The sequence below is a fragment of the Streptomyces sp. NRRL F-2664 genome (assembly GCF_000719345.1).
Taxonomy (GTDB): domain Bacteria; phylum Actinomycetota; class Actinomycetes; order Streptomycetales; family Streptomycetaceae; genus Streptomyces.
On sequence record NZ_JOFX01000397.1, the window covers coordinates 1 to 436 of the forward strand.

The following is a 436-nucleotide window of genomic DNA, read 5'->3' on the forward strand; positions in this document are numbered from 1 at the left end:
GACGACGGCAGCGGCTCAGGAGCCGATGGCGCAACCGTCGCAAGCATCTCTGACACCGAAGCCTTCACCTTCCCGCCCGACGAGTGTGGCGCCCGCGCCCTCCCGCTCCGCGGCGCCCGCGCCTTCTCGGTCGGCGGCCCCGGCGCCTTCCCGGTCGGCGACCGATCAGTCGGCGGAAGGCCGTTTGCTGACGCTGCTCAACGAACGGCGACCTGCGTACAGAAGAACGCGCAGCAGGCGAACCTCGAACACTGCGGCCATGAGGTCCTCTTCAAGGGAGGGATCGGCACCCCGCCCGAGCGGATCATCGAAGCCTGGTTCAACAGTCCTGGCCACAGAAAAGCCCTGACGTACCCGGGCTCCCGCAATGCCGGCCCTGCCATCGTCACCAACGCCGAAGGCACCGCGATCTTCGCCGCCATCAACATCGACACGT

The 436-nt window shown here is 67.9% G+C and carries 1 protein-coding gene; it reads left to right on the forward strand.

What is annotated here, in order from left to right; all coding sequences use genetic code 11:
• A partial coding sequence (locus IF89_RS0136265; protein ID WP_030777848.1) for a CAP domain-containing protein occupies positions 1-436 on the forward strand: 436 nt, incomplete at both ends.